Origin of the sequence: Janthinobacterium sp. (assembly GCF_009923995.1) — a bacterium.
In the GTDB taxonomy this organism is placed as follows: Bacteria; Pseudomonadota; Gammaproteobacteria; order Burkholderiales; family Burkholderiaceae_D; genus Janthinobacterium.
In genome coordinates this window covers 47322-54018 of record NZ_RFSK01000042.1, presented here as the reverse complement: position 1 = coordinate 54018, position 6697 = coordinate 47322, and the positions used below count along the sequence as shown (strand labels likewise).

Here is a 6697-nt window from a genome sequence, read left to right as displayed (position 1 = left end):
GTGGTCATTAATGACCACTTTGTGTGCTACCATTGCCGGCGCCAAAACGGTCATGAATGACCACTTTGTGCCGGGTATCCATTTCAAACATATCAAGGAGCGAAAACATGGGTCGTGTTACAGGAAAAGTGGCGCTGGTTACTGGCGCCGCCGCCGGCCAGGGCGAGGCCGAAGCCAGGCTGCTGGCCAAAGAGGGAGCATGGGTGATCGCCACCGACATCAATGACGCGGCGGTGCGCGCGGTGGTGGCGTCCATCAACGCGGAGCGCCCGGGCGCGGCATTGGCCATGCGCCACGACGTTGCGTCGGCGGAGGATTGGGCGCGGGTCGTGAAGGAGGGCAGGGACGCCTTCGGGCCCATTACCATTCTGGTCAATAACGCCGGCATCCTGGCGTCGGCTCCCTACAACCTGGTGAGCTATGAGCACTGGCGCAAGACCATGGATGTCAATGCCTGGAGCCAGTTTGCGGGCATGCAGGCGGTGATTCCACAGATGACGGAGGCGGGCGTGGGCGCCATCGTCAATATCGCGTCGCTGGCGGTCGTCAACGCCTGCGGCCGCTTCAGCGCCTACACCGCCAGCAAAGGCGCCGTCGACGCCATGTCGCGCGCTGCCGCGGTGGAACTGGCGCCGCTGAATATCCGCGTCAATTCGGTCAACCCGGGAGTGATCCACACCGCCATGGTGGATGAAGGTTTCCCGGATCAGGCGTCGCTGGCGGCGGCCGCCGCCGCACAGCCGCTCGGCCGCATGGGACGTCCCATCGATGTGGCGTACCTGGTCCTGTACCTGGCGAGCGACGAATCGTGGTTTACCACCGGCACGGCGCAGGTGATCGATGGCGGCGCGTCGGTGGCGGCCGGCGGCATGCAGGCGGTGATGGAGCGCTGAGGCGCCATCCGGCCGGCCCGGCCGTGCTGCGCGCCGGGCCGGCCAATTGGGGCACTGCCCATAGATTCAGGAGAAAAAATGAAAGCATGGCAATTTATTGGAGTGGGCAAGCCACTTGAGCGTGTCGAGTTACCCGATCCTGTCGCCGGTCCCGGTGAAATCGTGATCGACATCAAGGCGGCAGGCTTGTGCCATAGCGACGTCAGCTATATGGATGGCACCATCACTTCCCTGCTGGCACATGTGCCTATCGTGCTGGGGCATGAAATCGCCGGCGTGGTCTCGGCCGTCGGCAGCGGCGTGACCGCGTTCCGGCTGGGCCAGCGCGTCGGCATCCCGGCCACGGTGCATTCGCCCGGCACCGCGCACGACGGCGGCTTCGCCGACAAGGTCGTGGCCATCGCCGAGCAATGTGTCCACGTGCCCGACGGCGTGGCGTTCGAGCAGGCGGCGCCAGCCATGGATGCCGCGCGCACGGCCTACCGTGGCCTGGTCACCGCCGGCCACGTCGCTGCCGGCACGACGGTGGGCATTATCGGCTTCGGCGGGCTGGGTTCGCTCGCGGTACAGATTGCGCACGCCCTGGACGCCATCGTTTATGTGGCCGAGGTCAATGAAGCGGCGTGGGACGAGGCGCGCAGCATGGGGGCCAGCGGCGTCGCTGCCGATATCCGCGCATTCGAGGACAAGGGCCTGGACGTGATCGTGGACTTTGCCGGCTATGGCACGACGACGGCGGCGGCGATTGACGCGGTGCGTCCGCGTGGCCGCGTCGTGCAGGTCGGCCTGGCCAGGGAGATGGCCACCATCTCCGCACAAAAGATCACCATGAAGGAAATTAGCTATGTCGGCGCGGCGAATGGCGAAAAGGCCGAAGCCGAGGCCGTGCTGGCGCTGATGGCCTGCGGGAAAATCAGGTCGGAAGTGCTGTTGATCTCCTTCGACGACATTCCCGCGAGTCTGAAAAAGCTCGAGCAGGGAGGCGTGCGCGGCCGCTTCGTCGCCGTGCCGTAGACAGGCGCCAGGCCAGGCGGGCCAGGCGAACGCGCCGGCGACACGGGCGTAACACCCGGCCTGCGTCGCTGGCGCATGTATCAATCATTACTGTGGAACTTAATCATGTATAGCAAAATCGTGATCGTCGGTGGCGGAGCGGGCGGGCTGGAACTGGCGTGCAAGCTGGGGCGCAAACTGGGGCCGGGGGACGTGGCGCTGGTGGATAGCCAGCTCTACCATATCTGGAAGCCTTCCCTGCATGAAGTCGCGGCCGGCACGCTGGATATCCACCGGGAGGGCCTGTCCTACCAGATGCTTGCGCATGACAATGGCTTTACCTTTGTGTATGGCCCCTTGACGGGCTTCGACGCCGAGGCGCGGACGATCGACGTCGGTGCCATCGTGTCCGGCGTGGCGGACGAGGAAATCGTGCCGCAGCGGCGGCTCGGCTTCGCTTCGCTGGTGCTGGCGATCGGCAGTACCTCGAATCACTTTGGCATTCCTGGCGCGGACGAACACACGGTTTCCTTGAGCGCGACCGAGGACGCGGAACGGTTCCGTCTGAGTTTGCTCAAGCTGCTCACGCATGTGGAATTGCGCAAGCCGACGCAGCCCGACGCTGGCGTGGACGTGGTCATCATCGGCGCTGGCGCGACGGGCGTCGAACTGGCCGCCGAGCTGCGCGAAGCAAGCAGCGCCTATGCCAGCTACGGCCTGCGTCGCGTCGACCCCGTCAAGGATGTGCGGATCACCCTGCTGGAGGGCGCGCCGCGCATCCTGGCGCCACTCCCCGAACGCGTCGCGGATGCGGCGTTGAAACAGCTGGCCAGGCGCCATATCTCCGTCATGACGGGTACGCGGGTGGCGAAAATCGAAGCGCATCAGGTGAGCTTCGCCGATGGCACGGTGCATCGCTCCGACCTCTGCGTGTGGGCGGCCGGCATACAGGGGCCGGCACTGCTGGCCAGGCTGGGGCTGCCGACCACGCGTTCCGGCCAGGTGGAAGTGGATGGCAAGCTGGCCGTCAAGGGCCTTTCCCATGTGTACGCCCTGGGCGATTGTGCCGCCTGCGTCGGTGCCGATGGCATACCCGTGCCGCCGAGGGCGCAGGCGGCGCACCAGCAGGCCGACTATCTGTTGAGACATTTCCTGCTGCAGGAGGCCGGCAAGCCGCTGCAGGAGCAGCCCTACCGCTACCGCGACTATGGTTCGCTGGTTTCCTTCGGGCCGGGCACATCGGTGGGCAATCTGATGGGCTCGCTGAAGGGCTTCAGCTGGTTCGTCGAGGGCTACGTGGCCCGCTTGCTGTATGTCAGCTTGCACCTGATGCATCATCGCGCCGTGCTGGGGGGCATCCGCACGGGGGTGCTGACGGTTGCACGTTTCCTGATCAAAAAGAATACGCCACTGGTCAAACTGCACTAGCTGGCGCGTGCCGCGCCGGGGGAGGGCGCCCGGACTGCAGCGGCAGCGGCGGCGATGCCGGCACCGGGCACGCTTGCCAATGGCCGGCCGCGTCAGCCGGCCTTGGCGCGGTGCGGCTGCTGGCGCGCCGTGATGCGGAACACGCTGGGCGTCTGGCCCACTTCCTTGCGGAAGAAGCGCGTGAAATAGGCGGCGTCCGAAAAGCCCAGCAGGAAGGCGATCTGCTCCATCGACTGGTCGCCGAAGATCAGGTGGCGCCTCGCTTCCGTGATCAGGCGCGCATGGATCATCTTGGTGGGGCTTTGTCCCGTGGCCGAGGCGCAGGCGGCGCGCAGCTGCACCAACGACACGGCCATCATCGAAGCGTAATCCTGCAGCGGCAAGCCTTCGTGGTAATGCGCGTCGATGAGTTCGCGGAAACGGTCGGCCAGGCGGATCTCGCTGCGCGTCGTGCCTTCATTGTCGACCTGCTCCAGGCGCGTGCCGCGCACCAGCATCAGCAGCAGCGACGTCAGCAGCGCTTCCGTGCCGATCACGTGGCCGGTGGCGCGCAGGGCCACTTCCTGTTCCAGCCGTGAAATAAGGGAAAAGAATTCCGCCGCCGCCTCGTCCGCATACGACAGGGGAATCACGCGGGGCATGGCCCACAGCTGGATGAATTCGTGCAGCTTGCTGTTGACCTGCGTCAAATAAGCCACCTCGATGGTGACTACCCAGCGGTCGACGTCGATCTCGTAGTCGAGGCCGTGCACGCATTCGGTGGGCAGCAGCAGCGCGCAGGGGCCTTCGAAGGGCACGCTGCTGCCTTCCAGGTTCATCACGCCGCGGCCGTTGCGCACGAAGATCACCTGGCCATACTTGGGATGCGCATGCGGCTCCGTGCGCCAGCGGCCCCGTTCCGTGACGTGGCCGATATGCACGAACCAGCCCTCGCGCTTTTCCTGGCGCTCCACGTACAGCCGCACTTTCGGCACGGTGGTCAAGGTGACTCTGCCACCCGCATGATGTTGATTCTTTGCTATTGCATTGTGTGTCATCTGGTCTCCTGGGCAAGGCACAGCGGGATCGTTGTGTCGCAGCCGGCCATGCTGGCGCCGGGCTGCGCGGGCCGATTTCTCGCGCTGGTCGGCGTCAATCATAGCCGCCGGGGGAGGCGAGGGCAAGCGCCGAACTGTATCTGTCGTGTATGCACAAAAGTGCCAGAAAAAGTCCCAGCGAATCTCAATTTTGTCTAGGGACGGGGGTGCGGCCATCTCCTATTCTTGATTCCTCAAGACATGACGCCTGCCGGCTGAGGTACTCCAGGCCGCGGCGCACGACATTCACAGGAGAATCAAGTTGGCCAAGAAAGTCCCCCTCAAGATCGCCATCGCCGAGCATCCGCATACCTCGGCCATCCGCAACGGTTCCATCCCCATCGAGGGCGTGGACGCGGAATTCATCACCGTGCAGCCGCAGATCGGCGCCTTCCGCCGCATGGTGCGCGACGTCGAATTCGACGTCTGCGAACTGGCGCCCACCACCTACATCATCGCCCGCGCCTATGGCGCGCCCTTCGTCGCGCTGCCGATCTTCGTCGTGCGCCGCTTCCACCACGGCGGCCTGCTGGTGCGCCCGGACGCCGGCATCGGCCACCCGAAGGACCTGGAAGGCAAGCAGGTGGGCGTGCGCGCCTATTCCGTCACGACGGGCGTGTGGAACCGGCAAGTGCTGATCGACGAGTTCGGCCTGGACGCGTCGAAAGTGACGTGGGTAGTGGATGACGAGGAACACGTGACGCAGCTGAAATTGCCGGGCAATGTCATCCACGCGGCGCCGGGCACTTCGCTGGCCGACATGATGGCCAGGGGCGAGCTGGTGGCGGGCCTGGAAGGGGCGGCGGGCATCGGCCGCACGGGCGCGCCGACGGGCGGCTGGAAGGAAGTCGAGGCCGACTACCCGGACCTGTTGCCGAACGCGGCCGGGATCGAGGCGGACTACTACCGGCGCACGGGCGTGTATCCCATGCACGGCACCATCGTCGTCAAGGACGCCATCCTGGCCGAGCATCCATGGATCGCCAAGTCGCTGTACGACGCCTTCGAGCGGGCGAAACAGGAATGGCTGGCGCGCCTCGACGCGGGCGAGGCCACCACGGCCAGCGACAAGAAATACCAGGCGCTGCGCCAGATCGTCGGCCACGACCCGCTGCCGTACGGCTTGCAGGAAAACATGAAAACCATCGTCACCCTGGAAGCGACGGCCTTCGAGCAAGGCCTGACGCCGCGCCGCATGTCGATCGCCGAACTGTTTGTCGACCCGCTCGCCCCTTGAACCGCTGAACCGCTGATCCGCTGAACCGAACCGAGAGAAGAACATGATTATTGATTGCCACGGCCATTTCACCACCGTCCCCGCCTCGTTCCGTAACTGGCGCGCGAAACAGGTCGAGTTTGCCAATGACCCCGTCAACGGCCCCTCGCGCGCCGAAGCCTTTGTCTCCGACGATGAAATCCGCGAGGCGGTGGGCAATGGCCAGCTGCGCCTGCAGCAGGAGCGGGGCGGCGACCTGACCCTGTTTTCGCCCATCGCGGGCCTGATGAGCCATCACCTGGGCAACGAGCGCACCAGCCTGGAATGGGCGGAAATCTCGAACGACCTGGTACACCGCGTGACGGAAATGTATCCGGACAACTTTGCCCCCGTCTGCCAGCTGCCGCAGTCGCCGCTGGCGCCGCCGAAGAACAGCATTCCCGAGCTGCGCCGCTGCGTCGAGGAACTGGGCTTCGTCGGCTGCAACCTCAATCCCGACCCGACGGGCGGCTACTGGACTGGTACGCCCGTCACGGACCGCGAATGGTATCCGCTGTACGAGGCGCTGTGCGAGCTGGACGTGCCCGCCATGATCCACGTGGCCGCCTCGTGCAACCCGTGCTTCCACGGCACGGGCGCGCATTACCTGAACGCGGACACCTCCGTGTTCATGCAGATCCTGCAGTCGGACCTGTTCAAGGATTTCCCCCAGCTGCGCCTGATCATCCCGCATGGCGGCGGCGCCGTGCCTTACCACTGGGGCCGCTACCGGGGCATGTCGCTGGAGATGCAGCACCGTCCGCTGGAAGGCTTGCTGGACAACATCTTCTTCGACACCTGCGTGTACCACCAGCCGGGCGTGGAACTGCTGACCAAGGTGATTCCGGCGGACAACGTCCTGTTCGGCTCGGAAATGATCGGCGCCGTGCGCGGCAAGGACCCGGCCACGGGCCAGTATTTCGACGACACCAAGCGCTATGTGGACGGCATTGCCTCGCTGAGCGAGGAAGACCGCTACAAGATTTTCGAGGGCAATGCGCGCCGCGTCTTCCCCCGTCTCGACGCGCGCCTGAAGGCGCAAGGCAAATAAG

General features: G+C 65.2%; 6 protein-coding genes. 5 read left to right on the top strand and 1 reads right to left on the bottom strand.

Going from position 1 to position 6697, the window contains the following annotated elements:
• Positions 1 to 107 precede the first annotated feature (107 nt).
• From EBS11_RS19450 to EBS11_RS19440, 3 genes are all read left to right on the top strand, one after another.
• Positions 108 to 893 (top strand): glucose 1-dehydrogenase, encoded by a 786-nt coding sequence (locus EBS11_RS19450; RefSeq protein ID WP_290605488.1) that lies wholly within the window; start codon positions 108 to 110, stop codon positions 891 to 893.
• A 78-nt stretch (positions 894 to 971) separates the two neighbouring features.
• Entirely contained in the window at positions 972 to 1907 is a 936-nt protein-coding gene (locus EBS11_RS19445) for a zinc-binding dehydrogenase (protein WP_290605486.1), read from the top strand.
• Positions 1908 to 2012: 105 nt separating this feature from the next.
• Positions 2013 to 3314 carry an NAD(P)/FAD-dependent oxidoreductase gene (locus EBS11_RS19440; protein ID WP_290605485.1) on the top strand — a complete coding sequence of 434 codons (1302 nt, stop codon included), beginning with the start codon at positions 2013 to 2015 and terminating at the stop codon, positions 3312 to 3314.
• Positions 3315 to 3406: 92 nt separating this feature from the next.
• Here EBS11_RS19440 and EBS11_RS19435 read toward each other — a convergent pair whose 3' ends face one another.
• Positions 3407 to 4351, bottom strand: a complete 945-nt coding sequence (locus EBS11_RS19435) for a helix-turn-helix domain-containing protein (RefSeq protein WP_290605484.1) — start codon at positions 4349 to 4351, stop codon at positions 3407 to 3409.
• 301 nt (positions 4352 to 4652) lie between these two features.
• Here EBS11_RS19435 and EBS11_RS19430 point away from each other — a divergent pair, with 301 nt between their 5' ends.
• The gene (locus EBS11_RS19430) at positions 4653 to 5627 is read left to right on the top strand and encodes an ABC transporter substrate-binding protein (protein ID WP_290605482.1); all 975 of its coding nucleotides are present in this window, start codon (positions 4653 to 4655) and stop codon (positions 5625 to 5627) included.
• A 43-nt stretch (positions 5628 to 5670) separates the two neighbouring features.
• Positions 5671 to 6696, top strand: a complete 1026-nt coding sequence (locus EBS11_RS19425; protein WP_290605480.1) for an amidohydrolase family protein — start codon at positions 5671 to 5673, stop codon at positions 6694 to 6696.
• Position 6697: the final 1 nt, after the last annotated feature.